At 70.2% G+C, this 26,687-nt stretch carries 23 protein-coding genes, 3 tRNA genes and 4 pseudogenes; 17 read left to right on the top strand and 13 right to left on the bottom strand.

The window, feature by feature from the left end; genetic code table 11:
• Positions 1–613: 613 nt before the first annotated feature.
• Positions 614–748, bottom strand: coding sequence for a hypothetical protein (locus AC067M_RS33680; RefSeq protein ID WP_478700811.1), 135 nt, complete (start codon positions 746–748; stop codon positions 614–616).
• A gap of 66 nt (positions 749–814) precedes the next feature.
• Complete coding sequence (locus AC067M_RS33675) at positions 815–1,171, bottom strand: PRC-barrel domain-containing protein (RefSeq protein ID WP_124436376.1); 357 nt, start codon at positions 1,169–1,171, stop codon at positions 815–817.
• A 159-nt stretch (positions 1,172–1,330) separates the two neighbouring features.
• On the opposite strand from AC067M_RS33675, the gene AC067M_RS33670 reads away from it, so the two are divergent.
• The 3 genes and pseudogenes from AC067M_RS33670 (at position 1,331) to AC067M_RS33660 (ending at position 5,323) form a co-directional block, all read left to right on the top strand.
• Positions 1,331–2,164 carry a YhjD/YihY/BrkB family envelope integrity protein gene (locus AC067M_RS33670; RefSeq protein ID WP_478700810.1) on the top strand — a complete coding sequence of 278 codons (834 nt, stop codon included), beginning with the start codon at positions 1,331–1,333 and terminating at the stop codon, positions 2,162–2,164.
• Positions 2,165–2,346: 182 nt separating this feature from the next.
• Positions 2,347–3,530 (top strand): annotated as a pseudogene (locus AC067M_RS33665) (IS701 family transposase).
• Positions 3,531–3,892: 362 nt separating this feature from the next.
• Positions 3,893–5,323 carry a non-reducing end alpha-L-arabinofuranosidase family hydrolase gene (locus tag AC067M_RS33660; RefSeq protein ID WP_478700809.1) on the top strand — a complete coding sequence of 477 codons (1,431 nt, stop codon included), beginning with the start codon at positions 3,893–3,895 and terminating at the stop codon, positions 5,321–5,323.
• Positions 5,324–5,408: 85 nt separating this feature from the next.
• Here AC067M_RS33660 and AC067M_RS33655 read toward each other — a convergent pair.
• The 3 genes and pseudogenes from AC067M_RS33655 to AC067M_RS33645 all read right to left on the bottom strand — a co-directional run.
• Positions 5,409–5,672: pseudogene (locus AC067M_RS33655) on the bottom strand (AI-2E family transporter); the annotation flags it as partial.
• A gap of 121 nt (positions 5,673–5,793) precedes the next feature.
• A complete protein-coding gene (locus AC067M_RS33650) occupies positions 5,794–6,165 on the bottom strand; it encodes a VOC family protein (protein ID WP_478700808.1) in 372 nt (123 codons plus the stop codon).
• 100 nt (positions 6,166–6,265) lie between these two features.
• Complete coding sequence (locus AC067M_RS33645) at positions 6,266–7,231, bottom strand: helix-turn-helix transcriptional regulator (protein ID WP_478700807.1); 966 nt, start codon at positions 7,229–7,231, stop codon at positions 6,266–6,268.
• Positions 7,232–7,323: 92 nt separating this feature from the next.
• Here AC067M_RS33645 and AC067M_RS33640 point away from each other — a divergent pair, with 92 nt between their 5' ends.
• The 4 genes from AC067M_RS33640 (at position 7,324) to AC067M_RS33625 (ending at position 9,192) form a co-directional block, all read left to right on the top strand.
• Positions 7,324–7,689: a VOC family protein gene (locus AC067M_RS33640; protein ID WP_478700806.1), complete on the top strand. Its 366-nt coding sequence runs from the start codon at positions 7,324–7,326 to the stop codon at positions 7,687–7,689.
• 71 nt (positions 7,690–7,760) lie between these two features.
• The gene (locus AC067M_RS33635) at positions 7,761–8,765 is read left to right on the top strand and encodes an IS481 family transposase (protein WP_478700805.1); all 1,005 of its coding nucleotides are present in this window, start codon (positions 7,761–7,763) and stop codon (positions 8,763–8,765) included.
• 103 nt (positions 8,766–8,868) lie between these two features.
• Positions 8,869–8,955 (top strand) — tRNA-Ser (locus AC067M_RS33630).
• 162 nt (positions 8,956–9,117) lie between these two features.
• Positions 9,118–9,192, top strand: a tRNA-Trp gene (locus tag AC067M_RS33625).
• 67 nt (positions 9,193–9,259) lie between these two features.
• Here AC067M_RS33625 and AC067M_RS33620 read toward each other — a convergent pair.
• A complete protein-coding gene (locus AC067M_RS33620; RefSeq protein WP_478700804.1) occupies positions 9,260–9,466 on the bottom strand; it encodes an Imm32 family immunity protein in 207 nt (68 codons plus the stop codon).
• Positions 9,467–9,490: 24 nt separating this feature from the next.
• Here AC067M_RS33620 and AC067M_RS33615 point away from each other — a divergent pair, with 24 nt between their 5' ends.
• The 3 genes and pseudogenes from AC067M_RS33615 to AC067M_RS33605 all read left to right on the top strand — a co-directional run.
• Complete coding sequence (locus AC067M_RS33615; RefSeq protein ID WP_478700818.1) at positions 9,491–9,790, top strand: DUF7919 family protein; 300 nt, start codon at positions 9,491–9,493, stop codon at positions 9,788–9,790.
• Positions 9,791–10,226: 436 nt separating this feature from the next.
• Positions 10,227–10,793, top strand: a complete 567-nt coding sequence (locus tag AC067M_RS33610) for an SMI1/KNR4 family protein (protein ID WP_478700803.1) — start codon at positions 10,227–10,229, stop codon at positions 10,791–10,793.
• A gap of 56 nt (positions 10,794–10,849) precedes the next feature.
• Positions 10,850–11,056, top strand: a pseudogene (locus AC067M_RS33605) (replication initiation protein); the annotation flags it as partial.
• 15 nt (positions 11,057–11,071) lie between these two features.
• On the opposite strand, the gene AC067M_RS33600 reads toward AC067M_RS33605, so the two are convergent.
• The 3 genes from AC067M_RS33600 to AC067M_RS33590 all read right to left on the bottom strand — a co-directional run bounded on the left by AC067M_RS33600 (position 11,072) and on the right by AC067M_RS33590 (position 12,671).
• Positions 11,072–11,749, bottom strand: a complete 678-nt coding sequence (locus AC067M_RS33600) for a hypothetical protein (protein WP_478700802.1) — start codon at positions 11,747–11,749, stop codon at positions 11,072–11,074.
• A gap of 165 nt (positions 11,750–11,914) precedes the next feature.
• Entirely contained in the window at positions 11,915–12,121 is a 207-nt protein-coding gene (locus AC067M_RS33595) for a hypothetical protein (protein ID WP_478700801.1), read from the bottom strand.
• 19 nt (positions 12,122–12,140) lie between these two features.
• On the bottom strand, positions 12,141–12,671 hold the full coding sequence (locus AC067M_RS33590; protein WP_478700800.1) for a DinB family protein: 531 nt from the start codon (positions 12,669–12,671) through the stop codon (positions 12,141–12,143).
• Between the two features lie 294 nt (positions 12,672–12,965).
• Here AC067M_RS33590 and bla point away from each other — a divergent pair, with 294 nt between their 5' ends.
• Entirely contained in the window at positions 12,966–13,907 is a 942-nt protein-coding gene (bla, locus tag AC067M_RS33585) for a class A beta-lactamase (protein WP_478700799.1), read from the top strand.
• 78 nt (positions 13,908–13,985) lie between these two features.
• On the opposite strand, the gene AC067M_RS33580 is transcribed toward bla, so the two are convergent.
• Together AC067M_RS33580 and AC067M_RS33575 are read right to left on the bottom strand one after the other, a co-directional pair.
• Positions 13,986–14,420: a hypothetical protein gene (locus AC067M_RS33580; protein ID WP_478700798.1), complete on the bottom strand. Its 435-nt coding sequence runs from the start codon at positions 14,418–14,420 to the stop codon at positions 13,986–13,988.
• A gap of 9 nt (positions 14,421–14,429) precedes the next feature.
• A complete protein-coding gene (locus AC067M_RS33575) occupies positions 14,430–15,335 on the bottom strand; it encodes a bifunctional DNA primase/polymerase (protein WP_478700797.1) in 906 nt (301 codons plus the stop codon).
• A 142-nt stretch (positions 15,336–15,477) separates the two neighbouring features.
• Here AC067M_RS33575 and AC067M_RS33570 point away from each other — a divergent pair, with 142 nt between their 5' ends.
• The 5 genes and pseudogenes from AC067M_RS33570 (at position 15,478) to AC067M_RS33550 (ending at position 20,635) form a co-directional block, all read left to right on the top strand.
• Complete coding sequence (locus AC067M_RS33570; protein WP_478700796.1) at positions 15,478–16,374, top strand: bifunctional MaoC family dehydratase N-terminal/OB-fold nucleic acid binding domain-containing protein; 897 nt, start codon at positions 15,478–15,480, stop codon at positions 16,372–16,374.
• Positions 16,371–16,751, top strand: a pseudogene (locus AC067M_RS33565) (MaoC/PaaZ C-terminal domain-containing protein); the annotation flags it as partial. The gene AC067M_RS33570 and the pseudogene AC067M_RS33565, both read left to right, overlap by 4 nt.
• Before the next feature lie 167 nt (positions 16,752–16,918).
• Entirely contained in the window at positions 16,919–18,085 is a 1,167-nt protein-coding gene (locus AC067M_RS33560) for a lipid-transfer protein (protein WP_478700795.1), read from the top strand.
• A gap of 180 nt (positions 18,086–18,265) precedes the next feature.
• Positions 18,266–18,823, top strand: coding sequence for a SigE family RNA polymerase sigma factor (locus tag AC067M_RS33555; protein WP_478700794.1), 558 nt, complete (start codon positions 18,266–18,268; stop codon positions 18,821–18,823).
• A 156-nt stretch (positions 18,824–18,979) separates the two neighbouring features.
• The gene (locus AC067M_RS33550; protein ID WP_478700793.1) at positions 18,980–20,635 is read left to right on the top strand and encodes a long-chain fatty acid--CoA ligase; all 1,656 of its coding nucleotides are present in this window, start codon (positions 18,980–18,982) and stop codon (positions 20,633–20,635) included.
• A 246-nt stretch (positions 20,636–20,881) separates the two neighbouring features.
• Here AC067M_RS33550 and AC067M_RS33545 read toward each other — a convergent pair whose 3' ends face one another.
• Together AC067M_RS33545 and AC067M_RS33540 are read right to left on the bottom strand one after the other, a co-directional pair.
• Positions 20,882–25,681, bottom strand: coding sequence for a hybrid sensor histidine kinase/response regulator (locus tag AC067M_RS33545; RefSeq protein ID WP_478700792.1), 4,800 nt, complete (start codon positions 25,679–25,681; stop codon positions 20,882–20,884).
• 246 nt (positions 25,682–25,927) lie between these two features.
• A complete protein-coding gene (locus AC067M_RS33540) occupies positions 25,928–26,401 on the bottom strand; it encodes an SSI family serine proteinase inhibitor (protein ID WP_478700791.1) in 474 nt (157 codons plus the stop codon).
• 169 nt (positions 26,402–26,570) lie between these two features.
• On the opposite strand from AC067M_RS33540, the gene AC067M_RS33535 reads away from it, so the two are divergent.
• A tRNA-Ser gene (locus tag AC067M_RS33535) sits at positions 26,571–26,661 on the top strand.
• The last annotated feature ends 26 nt before the right edge of the window (positions 26,662–26,687 follow it).

The raw sequence follows: 26,687 nt of genomic DNA, 5'->3' as shown, positions 1-26,687 counted from the left end.
ACCCGCTGGAACAGCTCCCACAACTCGTCCGGCACCAGCCGCTCAACGATCCCTGCCACGACCGGCAGCTTACCCAGCCAAATGAGATGACGTCTTAGGCGAAAGAACAGGGCCAGTGGACCTCGTGTGGACCACGGACCCCGCGCGAGGCCGGAGGCCGGTACGCTGTACCCGCTCCGCCCCCGGTGGCCGGCAGCGAGGTGGGTTGCCCGAGCGGCCTAAGGGAACGGTCTTGAAAAACGCGAGAGCGTGACAGCGTTCCCGTGGGTGCGGATCGCACGGCCTCCGCAGGTCATAGACCTGCTGGTCACATGGGGTGTCCCTCGGTGAGGGGCGCCCCTTCTGCGTGGGGCCTGTCTCACCTTGATCCGGCCCTGTTGCGTAGTGGATCAGTATGTGTGGACCAGGCGTGGACCAAGAACCCGGGCGGGGCAGCCGCTTGGCATCCGTCGGTAACCCGCAGGTGACCGGCTCAGTTGATCGCTGGGCGCTCGGACACTGAGCGACTTGCTACCTCCATGAACGCGCCATGCAACCAACTGGCCCAGTTGCCCACGGAGTCGCTCTTTTCTTTGGATTGGGCAGAAACCGCCGTGGGGTCGGGCTGCCGGTGTTATCGGAGAGGGCGGCGACCGGTGCACTGGGACCAGCGGACGGCGATGAGGCCCAGCGCAGCCACAAGGATCACGATGCCGATGATCAGCAGGTAGCCCAGCCCTTCTGCGGCCACTCCGATGATTCCCAGCACGACGGCGACCAGAAGGGAAACAGCAAGAGGGCCATGACGCGTCCACCTCCCTTGGGTGGTGGGCGATCAGCGGCGCGCGAGTTGCCGCTCGCCGCCTGCGCCCGTCTGGTAGGGCATGTCGTAGTGCTGGAAGATCGCTTCCTCCGACTCGGCGGGCAGGATGTCGTCCATGCCGACCGAGGGCGCCTTCTTCACCAGCGTCTTGGTGTAGGAGACCTTGACGTAGTCCGGTCCGAGGGTCGCCTCGTCGAGGGGGACGAAGGCCAGGTGGTGGCGGGTGGGAAGTCCGGTGCGGACCGTGGCCATGGCCGGTTCGTCGGTGGTGGTGTCGACGTAGACCGCTTCGAGCACGCCGATCTTGTGGCCCTTCGGGTCGACGACGCTGCGGTTGCGCCACTCGCGGATGTCGGCTGAATGGATCATGGCCTGCCTCCTGAGCCGTTGATCCGGGCCGGTACGAGCCGCCCCCTCGGGCAGTCGCAGCCCGCTGAGCCCGGTAGCCCATTGTTCTTCCAGGTTATCCGGGGATCTCTGCATCGCGCCCTCGCGCGGCAAGGGTTCCGAACGTGGTAGTCGACAGGCATGCCGATGAAGCCTCCCGGCGCCGCGGACCGTTCCTCTCGGTTCGGGCGGTTGCGCCATGTGATCAGCAGTTCACCAGCAGGGCGTGGATGGCGGCGGAGCAGGGATATCGAGTTGTGGTCGCGCTCGCTGGGCTTTGCCGCGCTGGGGTTTCTCACGCTGGTGCCGCTGCTGATCATTGTCTCCTCTGCCGATCCCGAGCACGGGCGGGGATTCGCGCAGTGGCTGGGAGAAGGGCTCGGCGTGTCGACGGCCTCCATGCGTCAGGTCGAGCAGTTGTTCACCCGGCCCGGCCAGGCCCTGCGGACCACGACCGCGTTCGGTATCGCCGCCCTTGCCGTCTTCGGTCTGAGCTTCGGGGCGGCGGTGCAGACCGGCTACGAGAAGGTCTGGGGCCTGCCTCCGGCCCGGTGGTGGGCAAGGTGGCGGCATGTGGTGTGGCTCGGCGTCCTCACCGGATACCTCTTCGTCTCCGCCACCACCACGCTGCGGCGCGAACCTCTGGCAGGTGGGGCCGTGGCCTCGCTGAGTGCCGTGCTGTTCCTGTGGTGGTCCCAGCGCCTGTTGCTCGGCGGGAGGATCCGCTGGCGCGCCTTGTTGCCCGGCGCCGTGGCAACCGTGGTCGGGCTGCTCGGTCTGAGGGTCTTCTCCACGCTCGTCTTCTCGCCGTTGATCGCATCCAACGTCGTCACCTACGGGCCCGTCGGAACCGTCCTCGTCATCCAGTCCTGGCTGGTCGGCGTGGGGGTCGTCGTCTTCGGCGGTGCGCTGGTCGGCCGGCTGCTGTACGAGGAACTCCCACGCATGGCACACGCACTGAAACGGCGCAGGTAATGCGTATCTGGGTCTCCCCGATAAAACAGGAGGGGCGTCCCACAAGGAACGCCCTGAGGAGTCGGGTTGCTGCTTACTCGTCGTCGTGCTCGTCGAGCGCGTCGAGAGCCTGCTGGATCTGCTGGTTAGTACTGCAACGGTCTTTACCATGACTGCTGGCCAGCTCGGTCGTTGGTGTGGTTATGGGTGGGGACCTTGCTGATGTCGGGTTGTGGGCGGGGGAACTTGATGCTCTGCATGAGCGGTTCGTGCACCGGTTCAACCGGGAGGAGCCGAGGCAGTCGGCGCTGGCTTACATGCGAGATCTGGTTGCGCCACTGCAGCGGAAGAACGGCTGGACGCTGGCGGAGGAGGCCGGGCACACGGGTCCCGATCGCATCCACCGGCTGCTGAACCGGATCGAGTGGGATGCCGACGAGGTCCTGGACGACGTGCGCGACTACGTCGTGGAACACCTCGGAGACCGGGATGCCGTCCTGATCGTCGACGACACGGGATTTCTGAAGAAGGGCATGCGTTCGGCCGGCGTCCAGCGGCAGTACTCCGGCACCGCCGGGCGCACCGAGAACTGCCAGATCGGCGTGTTCCTCGACTACGCCACCGGCCGCGGCCGCACGCTGATCGACCGGCGGCTGTATCTGCCCACGTCCTGGACGGACGACCGGGACCGCTGCCGGCGGGCCGGCATCGACTACGCCATCGGCTTCGAGACGAAGGTGGCCATGGCCAAGGCGATGGTCCGCCGGGCCATCGCCGACAAGATCCCGTTCGGCTGGGTCACGGCGGACGCCGCCTATGGCTACAGCAAGGGCTGGCGGTTCGAGCTGGAGCAGGCGGACGTCTTCCACGTCATGGCCACCACCCGGCACGACACCGTCATCACCCGCTGGTCCATCGACCATCCCGTGCACGAGCTGTTTCCCGGCCTTCCGCGGCAGAAATGGAAACGCCGGTCCTGCGGTGAAGGAGCCCATGGCCGTCGGATCTTCGACTGGGCCCGCGTGGAGGTTCGGCCCTGGCACCGCGAGGACCGCCGGCACTGGGTCCTCGCCCGCCGCAGCGTGAGCAGGCCCGAGGTGATCTCCTACTACATCGCCTACTGCCCCGCCGACACGACGCTGGACGAGCTGACCGCATCGCGGGCAGCCGGTGGGCGGTTGAGGAATGCTTCCAGACCGCGAAGCAGGAGTGCGGCCTGGACGACTACCAGGTCCGCCGCTACCCCGGCTGGCACCGCCACATGACCCTGGCCATGGCCGCCCACACCTGCCTGACTGTCCTGCGGGCCCGACAGCTGGACACGGACAAAGCAGAAACGGATCCTCCCGGCTCATCCACCTCAGCCTCGCCGAGATCCGACGCCTGATCACCCGCCTCACCGACCGCCGCCCCACCCCGGTCGACCACATCTTGCACTGGTCAACCTGGCGCCGACGACGCCAGCACCAGGCCCGCATCAGCCACCACAAACGACGCGGACACAGCCCCTGAAACCGCCCAGCAATCAGAACAAGCACCGTTGCAGTAGGCCTTCTTCCGGCTCGTGACTTTTCCGGCTCGTGAATTCCGTGAGAAGTATTGACGCCGGTGGCCGGATCTTTATTATCCACTTGCTCGATACTTCGATCGGTGTTCGAAATCACGAACATATGCGAAGTCGTGCCGCACCACCATTCGCACAGCCTCCGAGGGGCCGGCAGAGCCGCGCACTCAGAAAACGAGGTCCCCATGCACAGACTCAGCTTCAGCCGCAGACGTCCGTCCGCGGTGCTCGCCGCCACGACCGCGATCCTGGTCTCGCTGGCGGCGCTGCTGGTCGCCAGTCCGACCGCCCAGGCAGCCAGTAGTGGCGCCCTGCGCGGCGTCGGCTCCAACCGGTGTCTCGACGTGCCGGGCGCCAGTCAGACCAATGGCACCAGCACCCAGATCTGGGACTGCTGGGGCGGGAACAACCAGCAGTGGACGCTGACGGACAGCAACCAGCTGACTGTGTACGGCAACAAGTGTCTGGACGTCCCTGGCCACGCCACCACGTCCGGAACCCGGCCGGTGATCTGGGACTGCAACGGCGGTACCAACCAGCAGTGGCGGGTGAACGCCGACGGCACGGTCGTCGGCACGGAGTCCGGGCTGTGCCTGAGCGTCACGGGTGCCGGTACGGCCAACGGCACGGCGGTGGAGATCGCGACGTGCAACGGCGGCAGCAACCAGAAGTGGTCCGGCCTGACCCCGTCGGGCACCACGTGTGCTCTTCCGTCGACGTACAACTGGACCTCGACCGGACCGCTCGCGCAGCCGGCGAACGGGTGGTACTCCGAGAAGGACTTCACCACCGTGACGTACCAGGGCAAGCACCTGGTCTACGGGACGTACGCCGACGCCAGCGGCTGGCACTCGATGGGCTTCGGCCCCTTCACGAACTGGTCGGACATGGCGACGGCCCCCCAGACCGCCATGAGCCAGGGCGCGGTGGCGCCGACGCTGATCTACTTCGCGCCCAAGAACATCTGGGTGATGGCCTCCCAGTGGGCCGGCGGCTGGAAGTTCAACTACCGCACGTCGACCGACCCCACCAACCCCAACAGCTGGTCCGCGCCGCAGGCGCTGTTCACCGGCGAGCTCCCCAGCACCGAAAGCAGCGTGGGCGCGCTCGACCAGACCCTGATCGCCGACGACCAGAACATGTACCTGTTCTTCGCCGGTGACAACGGCAAGATCTACAAGACGAGCATGCCGCTCGCGAACTTCCCGGGCAACTTCGGCTCGTCGTACACGACGGTCATCAGCGACACCGTGGACAAGGTGTTCGAGGCGCCGGAGGTCTACAAGGTCCAGGGTCAGAACCAGTACCTCATGATCGTCGAGGCGAGGGGCGCGAACGGGCGCTACTTCCGCTCGTACACCGCCTCCAACCTGAACGGTCCGTGGACCGTGCAGGCCGGCAGCGAGAGCAGCCCCTTCGCGGGCAAGGCCAACAGCGGTGCCACCTGGACCAACGACATCAGCCACGGTGACCTGGTCCGCAACAACCCCGACCAGACCAAGACCATCGACCCCTGCAACCTGCAGTTCCTCTACCAGGGCAGGGGCGCCACCCCGAACGGCGCCGACTACCTGACGTGGCCGTACCGGCCGGGTGTCCTCACCCTGCAACGCTGATCCGCCTGACACGCACCGCCTGAAGGAACCCCAGCCGCCCGCCGGCTGGGGTTCCTCCCCTTTGGCGGGCGGCGGGCCCCGGGGGTCATCCCGCCGTTCCGGCGATCTCCTTCGGCCGCGCGGGTTCGGCCCGGTCCGCGCCGTCGCCGTACCGGGAGCGCAGCTCCGACAGCACGCCGAACGCCGCCGCCGTCAGCGGCACCGACAGGAGCATGCCGAGGATGCCGGCGATGGAGGCGCCCGCCGTGAGCGCCGGCAGGATCGCCGCCGGGCGCATCTGCACGGTCCGGCTGTGGATCACCGGCTGGAGCACGTTCCCCTCGAGGATCTGCACCGCGAACACCACGCCGCGCCCACACTACAAACGACGCGGACACAGCCCCTGAAAACTGCCCAGCACTCAGAACAAGCACCGTTGCAGTACTAAGGGCTGTCCCGCTATGAGCGAGCGAGGTGTGGGGGGCTGGTTGTCACCCCTCCTGGTAGAGGTTGACGATGTTGCCGTCTGGGTCACGCAGCCACGCTGAGCGACGTCCCCACGGCTGGGTTGTTGGCGGCTTGAGGAACTCGACGCCCCGAGCCAACAGTCGTTCGTGGCGTGAGTCCACGTCGGTGACTTGGAACTCCAGAGTGCAGCCTCCACTCGCAGCGGCGGCCATCGACCCGGGCGCTATCGACTCCATGCCTTGCGTGTGAAAGAACGACAGGACGGCACCAGGGACCATCACCCGGGCGAAGGGGGCGTTCCCCTCGACTTCTGCGTCCAGTACCGCGGCATAGAAGGCGGCGAGGGCCGGAACATCGTCGGTGATCAGGGCGGTGCCGGTGAAGTGTGGCCGCATCCGGGCATCGTAGGTCGCGGGTCGGACACCGGGCCTCGGAACAGCAGGCGTCGGCGGGCTGCGACGGGGAGCTGATCCAGGTGGTGCTAGTTGTTGCGGGTCAGAACGTTGGTGACGCCGCATAGTGGTGGGCAAGGTTGGTGGCGAGGTCGCGGAGGTGGGCCCTGGCGTCGGTGGGGCCGTGCACAGTGATGGTGCTCCCGAACGGCAGTAGTGCTCGCACGTCCTCCAGATGCAGGAAGCGGATCGTCACCTTGTGGCCGGTGGCGGATGCCTCATGGTCGTCCCAGACGAGTCGTTGGCCAAAGATCCGTCGCGCTCGCTCGATCTGGGTTTGGTCGATGGTGGCGCTGACCTCTATTGCGTGGTTGTGTTCCCACTGATCAATGAGCGCTGCAGCGACGGTGGCCAGGGTTTGGTTCTCGCGGATCCGTCGTGGCTGGTCGACTTCTTTCCACGCCGTGATCCGTTCGAGTCGGTACATCCGTGGCACTTGAGCACAGTCGGCGACGAGATACCAGATGCCGGCCTTGGCGAACAGCCCGTAGGGATCAACGACCAGGTCGCGTGGGCATGACTCGCGTGGGCTGTCGTACTCGATCCGTAGCTGGCGACCTCGCCGCACTGAGCCGATTAGCGAAGCCGGAGTCGTGCCGGAAGCTCGTGCCTGGAGCCAGGGACGGCTGTCCACGTGCACTACGTCGGTGAGCGGCAGGAGCTCATGACCTCGACGTGACTGTGTAGCGACGATCTTGGAGAGCGCGCGCCGGCTTTCGACCGATGCGTTGAGCTCCGCACGTTGTTTCTCATCCAGCCCGGTGAGCGAGAGATGATCACGCTCGCCCGGCGTGAGTCGAGTGAGGTCGAGCCCGGACCCGGGCAGCATGGTCACGCCTCCGAGGCGGCCCCGTTGTGCGGTCACCGGCAGACCGGCGTCGCGGAGCCAGTTCAGGTCCCGGGTGATGGTTCGAAGGGACACCCCGAGCGCCGAGGCAAGTTCCTGTGTGGTCGCGGCATTCCTTGATGCGAGGAGCAGCATCAGGGAGAAGAAGCGGTCTGGGGTCACCTACCAAGTTTTTCAGGAATTGCGACGTGATGCGGCGCATATCCCGGTCAGGCTGGTGGATGCGTACCTACGACCTGTGAGAAGGAACAACCATGACCACATCCGTCGTGTCCATCGTCTATGTGAACGACGCTCCCGCCGCAGCTCGTTTCTACGGCGACCTCCTCGACATGAGGCCGTCGTTCGAGACTCCGGGATACATCACCTTCGACCTCGGGCCAGGCGCTGACCTCGCTGTGTGGTCTGGCCAGTTCGAGGATCTGTCACCGGACGTCCCGCGTACCAGTGAGGTGTGCCTGGCCATCGACGGTGGGCCCGACGAGCTCAACGCGATCTTCAAGCAGTGGCAGTCCAAAGGCGTCACGATCCTTCACAAGCCTCATGATCTGGGGTTCGGGCTGACCTTCCTCGCAGCCGATCCTGACGGGAACCGTATCCGCGTCGCACCGCGGGGCTGAAAGGCCGCAATGCGGCAGGTGCGCATGACAGGTGTCGCGCCTGCCGTTGTCTGACTTCGAGAGGACGACGAGTGCCCCACGCGAATGCGCCCCTGAGCTTCGAGGGCCGTAGGCGGCTCGTGAAGCGGTGCCAGACACGTCCCATCGCCCACGTCGCCGCTGAGATGGGCATCTCCCGTGCATGCGCCAGCAAGTGGGTGAATCGCTGGCGGTTACACGGTGATGCGGGATTGCACGACCGGCCATCGAGCCCGCACCGGAGTCCGAACGCGACACCAGCATGGGTCATCGAGCGGATCGAGTCCTGGCGCCGCGAGCACAAGTGGTCCGCGCAACGGATCACCGACGAACTTGTGAGCATCGGTTTTGTGATCGACCGGCGGACTGTCAGTCGACACCTGACCCGGCTCGGACTCGGCAGACGCCGCTTCATCGACCCAGGCGGCGAGAACAACCGGAAGCCGGGGAAGATCACCGCCCGCTGGCCCGGACACATGGTGCACCTGGATGTGAAGAAGGTCGGCCGGATCCCTGATGGCGGCGGGTGGCGGATCCACGGCCGGGACAGCGACCAGGCCAAGGTCGCTAGTCGGGCGAAGTCGGCCGGGGCGAAGCGGGGCTACGTCTACCTGCACTCCGTCGTCGATGGTTTCTCACGGCTCGCCTACACAGAACCGCTGGGCGATGAGAAGGGCGCGACGGCTGCTGCCTTCCTCGCCCGGGCGAAGGTCTGGTTCGCCGCCCACGGCATCAAACACATCCACCGGGTCGTCACCGACAATGGCGCTTGCTACCGCTCCGGCGACTTCGCCCGCATCGTCGGGCAAGGCACCCGGCATCAGGGGACCAAGCCATACACACCCCGACACAACGGGAAGGTGGAGTGCTACCAGCGCATCATGGCCGAGGAAGTCCTCTACGCCCGTGAGTTCACCAGCGAGGACGCCCGGTCAGCCGCGATCGCAGTGTGGAACATCCACTACAACTACCATCGGCCGCATAGTGCTGCCGCCGGAAAGCCGCCAGCAGCACGCCTCGGCGAGAGCGTCACTAACGTCGAGCCCTCATACAGCTAGTAGTGGCGGAGCGGAACCAGTGGACCCCGTGTGGACCATGGCCCCCGTGGAACGCCCGGGCCCGGTACGCTGTACCCGCTCCGTCCCAGGTGGGCAGGGGCGAGGTGGGTTGCCCGAGCGGCCTAAGGGAACGGTCTTGAAAACCGTCGTGGCAGCGATGTCACCGTGGGTTCAAATCCCACACCCACCGCAGGTGAACGGCCCCTGACCAGGTGAATCGGTCGGGGGCCGTTCTCATACGCGCTGTCCGCCAGTAACCGTGGTTCCCCGTCAGTTCCCGGCCGAACGGGCACGGAAAGGGCACGGATACCACCTCGGCAGCAGCGGGAGTTCTTAGGATGGCGGTCGGGGCGGAGCTGTAGCGCAGAGGTCGTCGCGCGCGGTCTCCAAAATCGCGAGGACGCCGGTTCGAATCCGGCCGGTTCTGCCTTCTCGCCGTATCCGGTGAGTCTGCCGTGTACCAGACGGTACTGGTACTGGTACGGCGTGGGGCCCTACAGCGCTTCGTCTCGGGCCAGGATCAGGCTGACCGAGCCCTCTTCGAGATTGATCCCGCTCTCAAGATGCTCGTGGTACCCGTCCCGGAGTTCGGGATCTGCGAGCCCCATGAGTCGCTCAGCCAGGTTGCGCAACCCTGCGGCATTGGCCGCAACGGTGATTTCGGTTGCTGAGCCGTACACCTTGATCCTGGGTTCATCCATGAGGTCACGCTATAGCGGGCCCCCATCCCAACCCACCACTCACCCCAGCTCCCGTCCCGTCCGCCTTCGACCCACACACCCTGGAGCGGGCGTGGTTCAGGGCGTCAACAGCAGACACGAGGCTTCCACCTCTGCCCCTGGTGCGCCCCGCGTCTGGGTGTCGGGTTCCCCGATGGCCCTCGGGGGAGCGCGGAGATACGGGTGATGGGACGCGGCGTCGCCTACGCCGCGCCTGAGCTGATTGCCCACTACGTTGAAGCCCACGGCTACCTGCCGCCGGCCGCCTTTGTCGCAGCGGTGCTGTCCTCCGAACCAGCCGCCTGAGGTGGGCGGATCAGGCGGCTGGATATCGCGCTCACACCTGAGGAGCGATTCCGTGCGGCCCGGCGCTTAGAAGATGCGGGCACGCCTTGGTGGGCAGGTCGGATCGTCCCGTGCCGTTCCCGTGCCGGGCCGCCGAGTGCTGCTGCCGTCCGCCGTCGTTGCCGTCAGCGTTGCCGTCACTGCCGTCACTGCCGTCAGGCAGGCCGTGTGTGGGCCTGACATGCCGGTCTACTGATCACCCCTTCCGCTGACCAGCGGGCCTGACGAAGCCCACGGCTCTGACCAGTTCAGATGCCGTGGGCTTCTGTCGTTGTCGGTCGACGTCGGCTGACCTCGGACGGCCCGGAGACGGCCCGGGCCTAGGTCGTTTCTTTTTGAATCACCTCGCAGGGAAATCCGCTGCTGTGTGGAAGCTCTTCGCCTAGCCTCGGGTCCCATGAGCCTCCCTGCTGTGCCACAACCACTGACCGAGGCCGAGGTAGCCGAAGCCGAAGCCCAGCTCGGGGTTGATTTCCCTCACGAGTACCGCCGCTACTTGTTGCAGGTGAGCGCTGGTGGGGCTGTCTCCCAGCTTGAGAAGACGGAAAACGGCTGGTGGTGGGCGGGCAACAACACAATGCGGCGCGACCTGCTGTCCTCGCCCTTCCCGCATCCCGACTCCTACGAGGAAGACGACGAAGAGCTCGATCGGCGCGAGCCGCAGGCTGAGGATTACCCGAACGAAGAAGCGTTCTCTCAGGCCATGACTGCCTGGGACACCGAATGCGAGGAATTCGAGGATCGGAAGACAGCCGGGTCCGTGGTTGCGAAAGAGCACGGTTGTGGCTTCGCTACGTTGCTGGTGATCACAGGGCCTCTAGCTGGCACCCTATGGTGGGACGGACGGGCCACCTGCGACCTGATCGTCCCGCTGTCCCTCGATCACGCGGGTGATGCACGGCCCGTGAGCTTCGGCGAGTGGCTAGGGCGCGACTCCTGGAACCTGTTGCCGCCAGGCTGGTGATGAGGCCCGGCGTCATTGCAACTGAGGTCGGCGTAGCGGCTTTGGGCTGGAGCTGCTTCCGCGCCGCACAGGAACACGCCGCCCTCGGACTGGAGGACCGCGAGCCGGACACAGTCCTGGTCCTGGCCGACCGGCAGTACGCCGGACACGGCCACACCCCCGGCGAATCCGCCCTCGCCGCCACCATCGCCCGCGACCTCCAACTCAACCGTGAAACCGCCCGCGAGGCGCTCGCCGAACTGCCGGACGAGGGGGAGTGGTGACTGTGGACCGCCTCCTCACTTCTTCTTGTTCGCGCGGTCGAGTTCACTCTTCACGGCTTGTTCGTTCTGGCCGAAGAGCCTCTTTTCGAGGCTGGTGTCGTCCGAGCGGGAGAAGTGTTCGCCGCTTGCGATGTCCTCCTTGCTCAGGACGCGTCCACACCACTCCCCCTGGGCGGTGGTGTGGTCGTCGAACGGTACGGCGGCGCCTTCGCCGAGGACGGTCCACTTGTCGTCGGCCCAGCGCAGGGCGAGGAGGTAGGTGTGGCCGGTCTCCAGGCGGGGGGCGTCCGCAGTCGTGGCCTTGGTGCGGTTGCCGCTCTCCCGGTACACCTGCCAGCCGGCGGCCGCCATCTCGAAGTCCTTGCCGAGCTCGCGCCGGGGACTCCCGGCGGACCAGAGCAGGTTGTCCGTACGGAACGTCACCTTGCGGTCGGTCTTGTACGCGACCGCGCCCAGCTTGAAGTCACGTCTGTTGGTGTCCTCCTCCGCTGTCGGAGTCGCCACGACGACATGGTCGGCGTGCGAGACCCAGTCCTCAGCGGTCTGGGAGGGGAGCTCGTCGTTGGGCATACCGCAGCCGACCACCGTGTCCAGGCCGCCCTTGCCGATCAGGACACTGGCGACGACTCCGGCGAGGGCCAGGCAGGCGGCGACGGGCCGCCCCGTCAGACGGTCGGGAAGTATGGATCGCATGGCTATCGGGACTCCTGAGCGGTGGCGAGGGCGGGACCGCAGCAGGTGAAGGCGCGTAAGCGGGCTCGTACGTTCATCTGGGGACCCCCGTTCTCGGACAGAGCGAGGCCGGGAGACACCACACGGTGCCTCCCGGCCTCAGTGACGTTGCGAGGATGAAGACGATCAGTCGGCCGCTTTGGTGGCCCTGCCAACCGGTGTCGTGTTGATCACGTCGTCCCGCTCCGGATGCTCCAGATACTTGGGATGCTTCCGGTACTCCGGACGGTCCAGATACTCCGGACGGTCCAGATACCTCGGAGGGCCCAGATACTCCAGACGGTCCAGATACTCCGGACGGTCCAGATACTCCGGACGGTCCGGATCCCGCACCGGCCTGATGCTTCTGGCGCTATGAAGAACCCGCCGCCCCGCGGAGCAGCCGCAGTTGGCCGATCTCCGCCGCGTTCTTCATCAGTTCGGCGTTCGCCCAGGCGAGCATGTCGGCGACCGTGTACCGGGGGTCGTTCGGCCAGGGGAACGGGGCGGTGGCGGCCAGGTCCGTGTCGGTGAGGTCGGCGAGCGCGGTCAGCCAGGCCGTGCGCAGGTCGCGCAGCCAGTCTGTCGTCGGCCTTCCGGGGCCGGGCCAGGCGACGGTGGTGCGCTCCCGGGGCGGATCGCCGCGCAGGTGGTCCACGGTCACTCCCCACCACCAGCCGATGTGCCAGCTCAGCCAGCCGATGGTCGGGACGGGTACCGGCTCGGGCTCGCTGTCCGCCCAGTCCGGCACCCAGGTGCCCTCGGCGGACCGGCGCATCGTCCAGCAGAGCGGTGCCGGTTCCCAGAGGAAGTCCTCGGGTGTGAGCCGGTCCAGGTGGTACTCGAACAGGGCCCAGGTCAGGTCGAACTGGCCGCGTAACAGATCACAGGGGGGAACGGTCATCGACCGACTCTCGCCGAGAGGGAGAGGGTTCTCCAGGGGTTTTCGCCGGGCAGGTGGAGCTGGGCAGGCCGGGCGGGGCCCGGGCCGGGGCGGGGCCCGGGCCGGGGCGGGGCGGGGCGAGGAGGCATGCGCCCACCGCGCACCTCGTCGCGCACCTCGTCGCGCAGTCGTCGCGTTGGCGTCTTGGAACGCGGCGGGGAGTTGGCCGGAAAGTGATCTGTGCCAGGGGGAGTTCCCGAGTTCCCTGGGGCATGAGCGTTCCAGAGGTCTTTCTGCGACTCGGAGGTCCATTCCATGACGTACTCGCTTCGCGCGCGCCGGGGTGCCGCCTGGGCGGCCGGCTTACTCGCGCTCGTCACACTGCCCGCCTGTGGGCAGGAAGGGGCGTCCGCGTCCGGCTCGTCCGCGGGATCCGCCCGGTCCGCGTCGCCGGCTGCGGCCACCAACGCCGCGACTCCCGCCTTCCGGAAACTGGAGCGCGAGTTCGACGCGCGGCTCGGCGTCTACGCCCTGGACACCGGCACGGGCCGGACGGTCGCCTACCAGGCCGACGACCGGTTCGCGTACGCCTCCACGTTCAAGGCGCTGGCGGCCGGCGCCGTACTCCGGAAGTACGGGACGGAGGGGATGGACAAGGTCATCGCCTATGGGAAGGACGAGGTGGTCGCCGACTCGCCCGTCACGGAGAACTTCGCCGGGAAGGGGATGAGCCTGCGCGGGCTGTGCGCCGCCACCCTCTGGTACAGCGACAACACGGCGGTCAACCTGCTCCTGAAGGAGCTCGGCGGGCCCGACGGCCTGGAGAAGGTGCTGGAGGGACTCGGTGACGACGTCACCGAGATGGACCGGTACGAGCCCGAGATGAGCGACGGCACACCGGGCGACCTCCGCGACACGAGCACGCCCCGCGCGATGGCCGGCGACCTGCGGGCCTTCCTGCTCGGCGACACCCTCGGCCGGGACGAACGCCGGCACCTGAGGCAGTGGATGGAGACGAACATGACCGGCGACACGCTCATCCGGGCCGGCGTCCCGAAGGGCTGGACCGTCGCAGACAAGAGCGGCACCGCCGGATACGGGGGACGCAACGACATCGCCGTGGTCTGGCCGGACGACGGCGGCAACCCCATCGTCATGGCGATCATGTCCACCCGCGACCAGCAGGGCGCCGAACGCCGCGACGCCCTGATCGCCAGGGCCGCCACAACAGCGGTCGACGGCTTGCACCGCCGGTAGGGCTCGGCCGCGCGGAACAGCGCCCCCAGGACGTGTTGCGAAAGCCCCGCCCGCCCTGCGACGCCCGGCACGCGCGCCCTAGAGCTCGTAGTCCCGCGCCAGCTCCTCCCACGCCAGCCCCCGAAGCCCCGACTCCGCGTCCTCCTCGGACGGGGCCGTCGGTGACTCCTGGAACCACACCACGGTGAGCGTCGAGCGGTACAGGACCGGGTCGTGGTCCGGTGAGATCGCCGTCGAGTGGAACGCGCCGACGCAGGCCACGGGCGGCAGGGTCTCCACCGGGCCGAAGGCGCCCGTGTACGGGTCGTCCGGCTGTTCACGCGGGGGATCGACGAGATGGACCGGGGAGCGGGAGAAGGTCTGTTCCGCCCACCTCAACTGGCCTTTGATCCGCATGACGTTGACGAGGCGGCACGGATACCCCTCCAGCATCCCGCCGTACGTCGAGGACAGCCGCAGCTCGGACAGGGCGATCGTGCGGCCGGAGGTGAGGATGATGCGGGCGAGGGTCATGGGGGCACGTTAGGGCCGTGATTCGTCGTGTGCCTCCGTTTTTTGTGAGCGGTGCCGCGTCATGCGTTCCGCCGACGCGATCGTGGAGCGTGCCTCGCGGGCCGTGAGGCCGGTGTGGACGGCGGCGTCGACGAGCGCGTCGGCCAGGGCGGGGCCGATGCCGTCCTCGTAGGCGCGGCAGGCGGCCCAGAAGAGGCGGGTGTTGCGCTGGCCCTCGTGCGCGGCGAGGACGAAGTGGAGCAGGCCCTGGCCGTGTCCGTGCCGGGTTCCGGAGGACGCCGGGTGGCGGGGTGGAGGGAGCAGCAGGCGCAGGAGCGAGGGCGGACAGGGCGCGGGCGGCAGGTGGGCGGTGCCGGGGGCGGTGGTGTAGACGCCGTGGTCGGTACGGGAGCCGGGGCCCACGAGGTAGCCGCCGGCACCGCGGATGTCGATGCCGGGGGCCAGACGGCCCGCCGAGTTCGGTACGACGACGTCCGGGGGGCCGCTCAGCCACAGGTGGCGGCCGCCGCTGGGGGTCACGACGACGACCGTGGCGGGGATGGTGAACAGGTGGCGCAGGGCGAGTTCGCGCAGGGCCGCCGTGGAGTCCGTACCGGTCTTGGTGTCCAGGTCGACGCCGACGAGGTGGTGCGGAGGCAGGCCGCAGGCGATGCCGTAGCCGGTGGCCCAGGGGGCCGCGCCGAACAGGGCGCGGATGCGCGCCGGGTCGGTCGAGGCGTCGTACACGCCGTGGCCCGGGCGGCCGCACTCGCCGTGGCAGGGGGGTGCGGCGGGGTCGTCGCGGTGGGGGGAGCGCAGGGCCGGGAGTTTGGTCCGGGCCAGGGGGATGACGGCCAGGCCGCGTTCCGCGGCTGACAGCGCGTGGGCGAGGGCCATGGTGGTGGCCTGCCGGGGGTGCCGGTCGATGATGGCCATGCCTCCATGTTCGTACGAATGTTCGAAAATGGGAAGGGGGTTCCTCCGTCGTCGTGGGTGCGTGTTCGCCCGGAACGCGACCTTGACAGTGGACATCATCTGACGGACAGTCAGGAATCCTCGTGCGGGAAGGAGTACGGCCGTGGACGACGAACTCGCGGTGCGGCTGAAGGCCTTCGAGGGGCGGCCCGCCGCCGTCGCCGGCGTCGGCAAGGACCCCGTCAACGCGCCCATGATCCGGCACTGGTGCGAGGCGATGGGCGACCACAACCCGGCGTACCGCGGCGCCGACGCCGTCGCACCGCCCACCATGCTCCAGGTGTGGACCATGGGCGGCCTCTCCGGCCACGCGGGACGCGCACAGGCGTACGAGGAACTCCTCGGGCTGCTCGACGGCGCCGGATACACCGCGGTGGTCGCCACCGACTGCGAGCAGGAGTACCTGCGGCCCCTGCGCCCCGGCGACGAGATCACCTTCGACACCGTGATCGAGTCGGTCTCCGCGCGCAAGACGACCAGACTGGGCAGCGGCTACTTCGTCACCACCCGCACCGACGTCCGGACCGGCACGGGACGGGAACCGGCAGGCACACACCGCTTCCGCATCCTCAAGTACGCGCCCGCACGGCAGCGGACACGGCAGCGCCGCCCCCGCCCCGTGATCAACCGCGACAACGCCGACTTCTGGGCCGGCGTCGAAGGCAACCGGCTGCTCATCCAGCGCTGCACCGCCTGCGACACCCTGCGCTTCCCCTGGCTGCCCGGCTGCGCCGCCTGCGGTTCGCCGGAGTGGGACACCGTCGAGGCGAGCGGAGAGGGGACCGTTTTCTCGTACGTCGTGATGCACCACCCGCCCTTCCCGGCCTTCGATCCGCCCTACGCGGTCGGGCTGATCGAGCTGGCGGAGGGCGTGCGGATCGTCAGCAACGTGGTGGGAGTGCCGTACGACAAGGTGCGGATCGGGATGCCGGTGCGGCTGGAGTTCCGGCGGTACGACGACGAGCTGGTGCTTCCGGTCTTCCAGGGGGTGGCCGGATGAGGGCCGGGGACGAGCTGCCCGCGCTGGAGATACCGATCACCCGCACGTCGATCGTCGCCGGTGCCGTCGCCTCCCGGGACTACCAGGACGTCCACCACGACCCGGAGGCCGCCCGGCAGAAGGGCTCCCCCGACATCTTCATGAACATCCTGACCACCAACGGCCTGGTCGGCCGCTACATCACCGACCACTTCGGCCCCACGGCCGTCCTCCGCAAGGTCGCCGTCCGCCTCGGCGCCCCCAACCACCCCGGCGACACGATGGTGCTGCGCGGCACGGTCGAGGAGGTCGACGGCGACACGGCCGTGGTGCGGGTCACCGGGGACAACGACATCGGCCGCCACGTCACCGGCACGGTCACGGTGACGGTGCCCGTGGGGGGCGGCGACATCCCGGACGGGGAGGCCAGGACGGTCACGGTCGGCGGCGTCCCGGACCGGGACACCGCCACGGTCCGCGTCACGGCCGAAGAGGTCCCGGACGACGACCCCGAGTCGGTCACGGTCCGCGTCACGGTCCACGACCCCCGGGAGGGGAACGCGGAATGAGCGTACGCACCCGGGACGCCCTCGGCGGGCGGGCGGCCGTCGTCGGTATCGGGGCGACGGAGTTCTCCAAGGACTCCGGGCGCAGTGAGCTGCGGCTCGCGGCGGAGGCGGTGCGCGCGGCCCTGGAGGACGCGGGGCTCACGCCGGCCGACGTGGACGGCATGGTCACCTTCACGATGGACACCAGCCCGGAGATCACCGTGGCGCAGGCCTGCGGGATCGGCGAGCTGTCCTTCTTCTCCCGCATCCACTACGGCGGCGGCGCGGCGTGCGCGACCGTCCAGCAGGCGGCGCTCGCCGTCGCCGCGGGCGTGGCAGAGGTCGTGGTCTGCTACCGCGCCTTCAACGAGCGGTCGGGCCGGCGCTTCGGCTCGGGCGTCCAGCACCGTGAACCCTCCGCCGAGGGGGCCGCGCTCGGCTGGTCCCTGCCGTTCGGGCTGCTCACCCCGGCCTCCTGGGTGGCGATGGCCGCCCAGCGGTATCTGCACTCCCACGGGCTCACCCCGGAGGCGTTCGGGCAGGTGGCCGTCGTGGACCGGGCGTACGCGGCGACCAACCCGGCGGCGTACTTCCACGGCCGGCCCATCACCCTCGCCGACCACGCCGCCTCGCGCTGGATCGTGGAGCCGCTGCGGCTGCTGGACTGCTGCCAGGAGACGGACGGCGGACAGGCCCTGGTCGTCACCTCCGTCGAACGGGCCCGCGACCTGCCGCGCCCGCCCGCCGTCGTCGCCGCGGCCGCCCAGGGCGCGGGCCGGGCGCAGGAGCAGATGACCAGCTTCTACCGCGACGACCTCACCGGTCTGCCCGAGATGGGCGTGGTCGCCCGCCAGCTGTGGCGCACCTCCGGGCTCGCGCCCGCCGACATCGACGTGGGGATCCTGTACGACCACTTCACCCCGTTCGTGCTGATGCAGCTGGAGGAGTTCGGCTTCTGCGCGCCCGGCGAGGCCGCCGGCCTCGTCGCCGAGCGCCGCCTGCCCCTCAACACCCATGGCGGCCAGCTCGGAGAGGCGTACCTGCACGGCATGAACGGCATCGCGGAGGCGGTACGGCAGCTGCGCGGCACGGCCGTGAACCAGGTGCCGGGCGCCGAACGCGTCCTCGTCACGGCGGGGACGGGCGTACCGACGTCGGGGCTGGTCCTGACCACGGACGCGTGATCGGGTGCCGGAGCCGGCTGCTGCGTACGTCCTACCCCCAGGGGCGAACCCGTAGTACGCCCCGCCCTCTCGTCCACCTCTAGGAGGTGGACTCAGCGCCACCCCTACAACCTGAGGCGGACTCTGCTTCAGGACCTGCGGCCGATCCGGTGGAGGGGCCCTCACTCCTAGCGTTGAGCCATGACCCCACCCGTCTGCACCAGCGCCTCGAACGCCGCGACGCGGTCCCGACCGTACGCGCCGTACCCCTCCTTCTCCTCGTACGTGAGGGCCCGCCAGCCGGTGCTGCTGCGCACCGCCCGGTCGCTCACCGCGAACCCGTGCGACGCGGAGGACCTGCTGCAGACCGCGCTGGCCAAGACGTACGTGGCGTGGGAGCGCATCGAGGACCACCGGGCGCTGGACGGCTATGTGCGCCGCGCGCTGCTGAACACGCGCACCTCGCAGTGGCGCAAGCGCAAGGTCGACGAGTTCGTGTGCGACGAGCTGCCCGAGCCGGAGCCGATGCCGGGAGGCGACGACCCGGCGGAGCGGCAGGCCCTGCACGACGCGATGTGGCGGGCGATCGCGAAACTGCCCGCACGGCAGCGGGCCATGGTCGTCCTCAGGTACTACGAGGACCTGAGTGAGGCCCAGACGGCCGAAGTGCTCGGCGTGTCGGTGGGCACGGTGAAGTCGGCGGTGTCGAGGGCGCTCGGCAAACTGCGCGAGGACCCGGAGCTGGAACTCGCGCGCTAGGTCTGTTCGTTCAGACGACAGCTCGTACACGGCAAGCGTTCTCCCTGCGCAACGACATGTGATCGATCGCCCGGAGCTAGTGACATACCGCGTGGTATGTGCGCAGAATCGGCCCAGCCTTTACCACCGCGTTGCCATGTCGCCCGGGAGGACACCGTGCTGAGCACGATGCAGGACGTACCGCTGCTGATCTCGAGGATCCTGACCCACGGGTCGACGATCCACGGCACCTCACAGGTGACCACCTGGACCGGCGAGGACGAGCCGCACCGCCGCTCCTTCGCCGAGATCGGTGCCCGCAGCGCCCAGCTGGCGCACGCCCTGCGCGACGACCTCCACGTCGCGGACGACGACCGGGTCGCCACGCTCATGTGGAACAACTCCGACCATGTCGAGGCGTACTTCGCGATCCCCTCCATGGGCGCGATCCTCCACACCCTGAACCTCCGCCTCCCCGTCGAGCAGCTCGCCTGGATCGTGAACCACGCGGCCGACAAGGTCGTGATCGTCAACGGTTCCCTGGTGCCGCTGCTGGCCCCGCTGCTCCCGCACCTGACGACGGTCGAGCACGTCGTCGTCTCCGGCCCGGGCGACCGTTCCCCGCTCGCGGGCGCCACCGCGCAGGTGCACGAGTACGAGGACCTGATCGCCGGGAAGCCGACCGCGTACGACTGGCCCGAGCTGGACGAACGCCAGGCCGCCGCCATGTGCTACACCTCCGGCACCACCGGCGACCCCAAGGGCGTGGTCTACAGCCACCGCTCGATCTACCTGCACTCCATGCAGGTCAACATGGCCCAGTCGATGGGCCTGACCGACCAGGACAACGCGCTGGTCGTGGTCCCCCAGTTCCACGTCAACGCCTGGGGCCTGCCGCACGCCACCTTCATGACCGGCGTGAACCTGCTCATGCCGGACCGTTTCCTCCAGCCCGCGCCCCTCGCCGAGATGATCGAGGCCGAACGCCCGACCTACGCGGCCGCCGTCCCCTCCATCTGGCAGGGCCTGCTGGCCGAACTGACCGCCCGGCCCCGTGACGTCAGCTCCCTCGGCCAGGTCACCGTCGGCGGCTCGGCCTGCCCGCCCTCCCTCATGACAGCCTTCGACAAGCTGGGCATGCGGCTCTGTCACGCCTGGGGCATGACGGAGACCTCCCCGCTCGGCACGGTCGCCCGGACGCCGGCCCACGTGGTCGGCACCGACGAGGAGTTCGCCTACCGCGTCACTCAGGGCCGCTTCCCGACCAGCGTGGAGGCCCGCCTCACCGGCCCCGGCGGCGAGCGCCTCCCCTGGGACGGCGAGTCCGCGGGCGAGCTGGAGGTGCGCGGCCCCTGGATCGCGGGCGCCTACTACAACGGCGTCGGCGCCGAACCCCTGCGCCCCGCCGACAAGTTCAGCGAGGACGGCTGGCTGAAGACCGGCGACGTCGGCACCATCAGCGCGGACGGGTATCTCACCCTCACCGACCGCGCCAAGGACGTCATCAAGTCCGGCGGCGAGTGGATCTCCTCCGTCGAGCTGGAGAACGCCCTGATGTCCCACCCGGACGTCGCCGAGGCCGCGGTCGTCGCCGTGCCCGACGAGAAGTGGGGCGAGCGCCCGCTGGCCACCGTGGTCCTCAAGGAGGGCGCCACCGCCGACTTCGAGACCCTGCGCGCCTTCCTCGCCGACGAGGGCCACATCGCCAAGTGGCAGCTCCCGGAGCGCTGGACCGTCATCGAGGCGGTGCCGAAGACGAGCGTCGGCAAGTTCGACAAGAAGGTGCTGCGCAGGCAGTACGCGGAGGGGGAGCTGGACGTCAAGCGGCTCTGACTTGCCGTACAAGGCGAGGGGGCCTCACCGCCGTGCGCCTCGTACGGCGGGTGAGGCCGCTTCCTCGTACGGCGGGTGGGGCCCCTCCTCGCACGGCGGTGGGGCGGCCTCACCGCCCCTCGCACGGCGGTGGGGCCGCCCGTACGGCGGTGAGGCGCCCTCGTAGTACGGCGGTAGGCCCAGCCAGCAGCCACGGCGCCCCCGCCCGCGCAGGCTGACGGCGCGGGCGGGCGGGGCCCGTCCTGCCTAGTTCGTTCCGATCCGGGCCAGCAGGTCGACGATCCGGCTCTGCACCTCCGTGCTGGTCGAGCGCTCGGCGAGGAAGAGGACCGTCTCGCCCGACGCCAGCCGCGGCAGGTCGGCCTGGTCGACGGCGGCCGTGTAGACGACGAGCGGGGTGCGGTTGAGCTGCCCGTTCGCCCGCAGCCAGTCCACGATCCCGGCCCGGCGCCGGTGCACCTGCATCAGGTCCATCACGACCAGGTTCGGCCGCAGCTGCCCGGCGAGCGTCACAGCGTCCGCGTCACTCGCCGCCCGCGCGACCTGCATCCCGCGCCGCTCCAGCGTCGACGTCAGCGCCAGCGCGATCTCCGCGTGCTCCTCGATGAGCAGCACCCGCGGCGGATGCTGCTCGCTGTCCCGAGGCGCCAGCGCCTTCAGCAGTACGGCGGGGTCGGCGCCGTACGCCGCCTCGCGCGTCGCCTGCCCGAGCCCGGCCGTGACCAGCACCGGCACCTCCGCGGCCACGGCGGCCTGCCGCAGCGACTGCAGCGCGGTGCGGGTGATCGGCCCGGTCAGGGGGTCCACGAACAGCGCGGCCGGGAAGGCGGCGATCTGCGCGTCGACCTCCTCGCGCGAGTGCACGATGACGGGCCGGTACCCGCGGTCACTCAGCGCCTGCTGGGTACTCACGTCCGGCGCCGGCCACACCAGCAGCCGCCGCGGGTTGTCCAGCGGCTCCGGCGGCAGCTCGTCGTCCATCGGCTGCGGTCGCGGCGGGTCCGCCACCTCGATCGCCCCGCCGGGCCCGTCCAGCGGCTCCGGCCCCTCGGCGGCGTTCTCGTCGGGCGCACCTATGGCGTACGACCGTCCCGCCCCCTCCGTCGCCTGCGCGAGCCGGGACTGACCGGCCAGGGCCGGCTGGGGCTGGGCTTGCGGCAGCGGCTGGGGCGGGGTCTGGCCCTGGGCCTGGGGCGGGGTCTGGACGGGCGGCTGCTCGGTCTGGGGGTGCGGGCGGGCCGTCTGCTCCGGGGGCGTGGCGACTGTGGCGACCGGCTCCTGCCGGGTACCGAGCTTGCGACGCCGACCCGAGCCGCCCGACTGGTGCGGGGGAGGCGTCTGGGCCGTCGGCTGCTGCACCTGCGCCGCCTGCCGAGTGAACGGCACACCCTGGCCCAGGGTCCGCACGCTGATGGCCCGGCCTTGGGTGGAGTTCGGATCCACGGGGGCGGCGGGGGCGGGGGGAGCGGCCGTGGCGGTGGCGCTGGGCGCGGCGCTCTCGGCGGGGAGGGGCTGTGCGGCGCGGGGCTGTGCCTGTGCCTGCTGCGCTTGTGCCTGCTGGGCCTGGGCGGGTGCCGCGGCCTCCGGCGGCAGGGGGGTGCCCGGCACCGGGGTGGCCGAGGCGTTCGGCGCCTGTGGTGCGGGCGCGGGCGGGGCGCCGGGGACGGCGGTGCCGTTCGGCGGTACGGGCGTACCGGCGTCCGGCGTCTCGTCGTCGGCGATGATCCACGGCTGCGGGGCGGGCGTACCGGCGGCGGGGGTGCCCTGGGGGGCACCGGGTGCCGGGGCCGGGAGGGGCTGGCCGGGGACGGGCTGGGAGGGCGCGGGGACACCGGGAGCAGCGGCCTGCTCCGGCTGGGCCTGCGGCTCCTGGACCTGGCCGTGGCTCTGGCCCGCCTGCGCGGGAAGGGGCTGGCCGGGAGCGGGCTGCTGGACGGGGGCGGGCGGGCCCGCGACGGGCTGCGTGCCTTGCGCCGGCGCGGAGACGGCGGACGGGTCCTGCCCCTGGGCAGGAACCGTCTGTGCGGCCTGTGCGGCCTGTGCGGCCTGTGCGGCCTGTGCGGCCTGAGCGGCCGGAACCGCGGGACCGGTCGGAACCGGCGACGCGGGGGCCTCCTGCCCGGGCGTACCGGCGGCCTCCGCCGGCCGGGCCACGGCGCGTCGACGACGGCCCGTCGGAGCGCTCGTGGGGTGCGGCTGCGGCGGAGTGTGATCGTCGGACTGGTCATGCGGGACGGCGTCGTGCCGACCCTGGTCGACCAGGGCGTCGGCGGAGACACCGGGCGCGGAGATCGGCATCTGCTGGGGAATCTGGACGGATGCCTGCGGTGCGACCGGCTGCGCGGCCTGCCGGGCGCCCTGCTGCGGGATCTGATGCGGGATCTGCTGCGCCATCTGCGGAGGAACCGGCTGCGGCACGGCACCCTGAGCCGGGATCTGTGCCTGCACGGGAACCTGCCCCGGCGCAATTGCCGTACCCGGCGCATCGGCGGTACCAGGCGCACCTGCCGCACCACCCTGCGCACTCGGTGCACCAGCCGTACCAGGCGCGCCAGCCACACCACCAGGCGCACCAGGCGCACCGGGCGCGCCTTGCGCACCCTCCGCCGTCCGGTCCGCCTCCGCCGGCGGCAGGGCGAACACCGCGCGGGGACCGGCCTGCTGTGCGGCGGCACGCTCCGTAGCCGCGGCCAGGGCACGCCGACGGCGCCCGGTCGGCTGGGGGTTCTCCCCGTTCCCGCTGTCCTCGGAGCCACCCGCGCCGGAAGCGGCGGGCAGCGCCGGCGGCAACGCGTGCTGTTCGTCGTCGGGACGCCGGGCGCGCCGTCCGCTGGGCACGGGCACGCCCTGCGGCGGAACCGTGCCGCCGAGTCCCGTGTTCGAGGCGGCGGTACCCGCGGCATGCTCGGCGGCCGTCACGACGGCACCCTCGGACACGCCCGGAACAGCCCCCTGCGGCAGGGCCTGGACCAGCCCCGGAGGCAGCGCCTGGGCCGCACCCGCGGCTGCCGCGCCGGCGGCGTCCTCGGCCGGCCGCCCACGCCGCCGGCCGGTACCGCCGGAGACCTCACGACCGTCGCCCGGCGCCAGGGCGGGCGCCTCCGCCTCGGCGGCCCCGCGTCGGCGCCGCCGCCCGGTGGGCACGGCGACCTCGGCGCCCGAGGCGCCCGAGCTGTCACCGGCATCGTCCGCGGTACCCGTACCGCCGCCGCCCTCGGAGCCCTCGCCGCCCGGAACCTCGCTCTCAAGGAACGCGTCCGTGGAGCCTCGCCGCCCACGCCGACGCCCACCACCGGACGTCTGCCCGGCGGCCGTGCCGCCGTCGTCGACGCCGCCCGCCTCTCCGGCCCCGAGCGCGGCCGGAGCCTGGGCCGCGACGGCCCCCGCCCCTTCCCCGAGCGGGACTTCGAGGACGTACGCGCTGCCGCTCATGCCCGGCACCTCGTGCGTCTGCAGCACGCCGCCGTGCGCCCGGACGATGCCGCGCACGATCGGCTCGTGCACCGGGTCTCCCCCGGCGTACGGCCCGCGCACCTCGATCCGTACGACCTCGCCGCGCTGCGCCGCCGCCACGACGACGGTGTTGTCCATGTAACCGCCCGCCGAGACGGGCGAGTTCCCGGTCGCGTCCACGCCGGCCACGTCCGCGACGAGATGCGCGAGCGCGGTGGCGAGCAGCCGCGAGTCGACCTGGGCCTCGATGGGCGGCGCGTGCACCGCGAACTGCACGCGCCCGGGGCCGATGAGCTCGACGGCCCCGTCGACACCGGCGGCGACGACGGAGTCGAGCATGACGTTCGTACGGGTGATCGACTGATCGCCGGTGTCGAGCAGCTGGTAGCCGAGGACGTTGTCGATGAGGGCCGTGATCCGGGAGTAGCCGGCCGACAGGTGGTGCAGCACCTGGTTGGCCTCGGGCCACAACTGCCCGGCGTCGTCCGCGGCGAGCGTGGCCAGCTCGCGACGCAACTCGTCCAGGGGCCCGCGCAGTGACCGCCCCAGCAGCGTCAGCAGCTGCTCGTGCCGGGCGGTGAGAGCCTCGTACCGGTCCTTCTCGCGCTCGGCGAGGGCGGCGTACCGGTCTTCTCCGGCCGCCAGTTCCTCCTCGTGCTCCTCGCGCAGCTCCTCCACCTCGGTGACGTGCTGCTGGCGCAGCGCGGTGAGGTCGGAGGCGTGTTCCTCGGAGAGCCGTTCCAGCTCGTCCGCGTGCCGCTTCTCGACGGCCGCCTTCTCCTCGGCGAGGGTGTCGTAGGGGCGGCGGTCGGTGAAGGTCATGACGGCGCCGACGAGCTGGTCTCCGTCGCGCACCGGGGCGGTGGTCAGGTCCACCGAGACCTTGTCCCCGCTCTTGGACCACAGCACCTGCCCACGCACCCGGTGCTTGCGCCCGGAGCGCAGGGTGTCGGCGAGCGGGGACTCCTCGTACGGGAAGGACGTGCCGTCGGCGCGCGAGTGCAGGACGAGGTCGTGCAGCTCCTTGCCGCCGAGATCACTGGCGCGGTAGCCCAGGATCTGCGCGGCGGCCGGATTGACGAGGACGATCCGCCCGTCGGTGTCGGTCCCGACGACACCCTCGGACGCCGCCCGGAGGATCATCTCGGTCTGCCGTTGCGAGCGCGCCAGCTCGGCCTCGGTGTCGATGGTGCCGGACAGGTCGCGTACGACCAGCATCAGCAGTTCGTCACCGGTGTAGCCGTAACCGTCGTAGGCCTGCTGCCCGTTCTCGAGGTTCGCGCTGGTGACCTCGACCGGGAACTCGGTGCCGTCCGTCCGCCGCGCGACCATCCGCGTCGGCTTGGTGCGGCCGCGCGGATCCATGTGGTCGGGCCGGCGCATCGACCCCGGGATGAGCCGCGAGTCGAACTGCGGCAGCAGATCGAGCAGCCCGCGCCCGACGAGGGCGGTGCCCGGCGTCTCGAAGGCCTCCAGGGCGATGGTGTTGGCGTTGACGACGGTCCCGTTGGCGTTGACCAGCACCAACGCGTCCGGCAGTGCGTCCAGTATGGCTGCGAGGCGAGCAGCGCCTCGGGATGGCCTGCTGCTCACGAGTCGCTTCCTCCCTGTTACCGCACCTTGCCGACCGCTCGGGCCATCTTGCCAACCGGCCCGCAGCGTGTCACGCGAGGGAGTCTAAGGGCTGCGGTTGCGGTCGCGACGCCGGATGAGAGGGAGCTCGCACCAAGAAGTGACGTAGAACGTGTGCACGGGCACTCCGGGTACTCCAACCCCCCCGGGACCTCCGCTCGACATTCACCGAACGGTCGTGGCTCGGACACTGGAGGACAAAGGCGCTCACGAGCCCAGGTCGGGCAGCAGAGGGACGAACCTGTCCCACCGCGCGATCTGACACCCGTTGCTGCGGTCGTACGTAGCGTCGACGGGCCGCCCGGCCCAGATCCCGGTGACGTGCGCGGTGGCCGGCCCGCCGTACAGCATGGTGCAGATCTCCCCCTCCGGCGCGGGCGCGAAGGTCTCCCTCCCCCACCGTGTGTTCCGCTCGACCGCCCGACAGGCCCCGTCCACCTGCGGATGGCTGCCCCCGCCGGGGTGGCAGCGCAACTCGTACGTCCCGTCCTTGCCGTCGCCCGCGTGCCGGACGGTGACGGTGAGGTGATCGCCGGAACCCGGGGCGGTAGGAACAGCCGAGGCCGGGACGGCCGAGGCAGGACCGGCGGGTGCCGAGGCGACGGCAGCGAGGGAGGCGGCGGCGGTGACGACGAGCCGACGAAGCCCGCCGGAGGCGCCCTGCGCGATGACCTTCGACATGCCCTGACTAACGCCCCACCCCCGAGGGCGTTGCGCCCGCGCCCCACCAGGGCCAAACGCTTTGCCCTCCGCCCCACCGGCCTAGTACCGTGGATGTCGATTGGTGACACGCCGCTCGACTGTGTCATCATCTGCACGCACCACTCGCGCTCGCGTGAGTGGCTGTGCTGGAGGCGTCGCCTAGTCCGGTCTATGGCGCCGCACTGCTAATGCGGTTTGGGTCTTAAAGCCCATCGAGGGTTCAAATCCCTCCGCCTCCGCGCGATCACCCGAAGCCCCGGTCCTC

This window comes from Streptomyces sp. NPDC043427, from assembly GCF_056436655.1.
Note: the sequence above shows the minus strand (reverse complement) of the source record. Positions and strands in the feature narration are given on the sequence as shown.

Bases quoted from the DNA above. Each gene is read 5' to 3' on its own strand.
- AC067M_RS33675 (WP_124436376.1), bottom strand. From the start codon at position 1,171: ATGATCCATTCAGCCGACATCCGCGAGTGGCGCAACCGCAGCGTCGTC.
- AC067M_RS33670 (WP_478700810.1), top strand. From the start codon at position 1,331: ATGCCGATGAAGCCTCCCGGCGCCGCGGACCGTTCCTCTCGGTTCGGG.
- AC067M_RS33660 (WP_478700809.1), top strand. From the start codon at position 3,893: ATGCACAGACTCAGCTTCAGCCGCAGACGTCCGTCCGCGGTGCTCGCC.
- AC067M_RS33650 (WP_478700808.1), bottom strand. From the start codon at position 6,165: ATGCGGCCACACTTCACCGGCACCGCCCTGATCACCGACGATGTTCCG.
- AC067M_RS33640 (WP_478700806.1), top strand. From the start codon at position 7,324: ATGACCACATCCGTCGTGTCCATCGTCTATGTGAACGACGCTCCCGCC.
- AC067M_RS33620 (WP_478700804.1), bottom strand. From the start codon at position 9,466: ATGGATGAACCCAGGATCAAGGTGTACGGCTCAGCAACCGAAATCACC.
- AC067M_RS33610 (WP_478700803.1), top strand. From the start codon at position 10,227: ATGAGCCTCCCTGCTGTGCCACAACCACTGACCGAGGCCGAGGTAGCC.
- AC067M_RS33600 (WP_478700802.1), bottom strand. From the start codon at position 11,749: ATGCGATCCATACTTCCCGACCGTCTGACGGGGCGGCCCGTCGCCGCC.
- AC067M_RS33590 (WP_478700800.1), bottom strand. From the start codon at position 12,671: ATGACCGTTCCCCCCTGTGATCTGTTACGCGGCCAGTTCGACCTGACC.
- bla (WP_478700799.1), top strand. From the start codon at position 12,966: ATGACGTACTCGCTTCGCGCGCGCCGGGGTGCCGCCTGGGCGGCCGGC.
- AC067M_RS33580 (WP_478700798.1), bottom strand. From the start codon at position 14,420: ATGACCCTCGCCCGCATCATCCTCACCTCCGGCCGCACGATCGCCCTG.
- AC067M_RS33575 (WP_478700797.1), bottom strand. From the start codon at position 15,335: ATGGCCATCATCGACCGGCACCCCCGGCAGGCCACCACCATGGCCCTC.
- AC067M_RS33560 (WP_478700795.1), top strand. From the start codon at position 16,919: ATGAGCGTACGCACCCGGGACGCCCTCGGCGGGCGGGCGGCCGTCGTC.
- AC067M_RS33555 (WP_478700794.1), top strand. From the start codon at position 18,266: ATGACCCCACCCGTCTGCACCAGCGCCTCGAACGCCGCGACGCGGTCC.
- AC067M_RS33540 (WP_478700791.1), bottom strand. From the start codon at position 26,401: ATGTCGAAGGTCATCGCGCAGGGCGCCTCCGGCGGGCTTCGTCGGCTC.